Raw genomic sequence first — 548 nt, forward strand, 5'->3', positions numbered from 1 at the left:
GGCAACACCGGTGCCCAGGGCGTTCAAGGCAACACCGGCGCACAAGGCGCACAGGGCAACACCGGTGCCCAGGGCGTTCAAGGCGACACCGGCGCTCAAGGCGCCCAAGGCAACACCGGCGCACAAGGCGCCCAAGGCGAGACAGGCGCACAAGGCGCCCAAGGGTTCCAAGGCACCCAGGGCAACACCGGTGCCCAGGGCGCTCAAGGCGACACCGGCGCACAAGGCGCACAGGGCAACACCGGCGCACAAGGCACGCAAGGCGAGACAGGCGCGCAAGGCGCCCAGGGATTCCAAGGCACCCAGGGCAACACCGGCGCACAAGGCGCACAGGGCAACACCGGCGCCCAGGGCGCTCAAGGCGACACCGGCGCACAAGGCGCCCAAGGCAACACCGGCGCACAAGGCGCCCAAGGCGAGACAGGCGCACAAGGCGCCCAAGGGTTCCAAGGCACCCAGGGCAACACCGGTGCCCAGGGCGCTCAAGGCGACACCGGCGCACAAGGCGCACAGGGCAACACCGGCGCACAAGGCGCCCAAGGCGAGAC

Annotated in this window: 1 pseudogene; it reads left to right on the plus strand. The window is 70.6% G+C overall.

The features are described 5' to 3' along the window. Nucleotides 1-548: pseudogene (locus ACFQGL_RS29125) on the plus strand (collagen-like protein); the annotation flags it as partial.

Origin of the sequence: Micromonospora vulcania (assembly GCF_042658605.1) — a bacterium.
GTDB lineage: Bacteria > Actinomycetota > Actinomycetes > Mycobacteriales > Micromonosporaceae > Micromonospora > Micromonospora vulcania.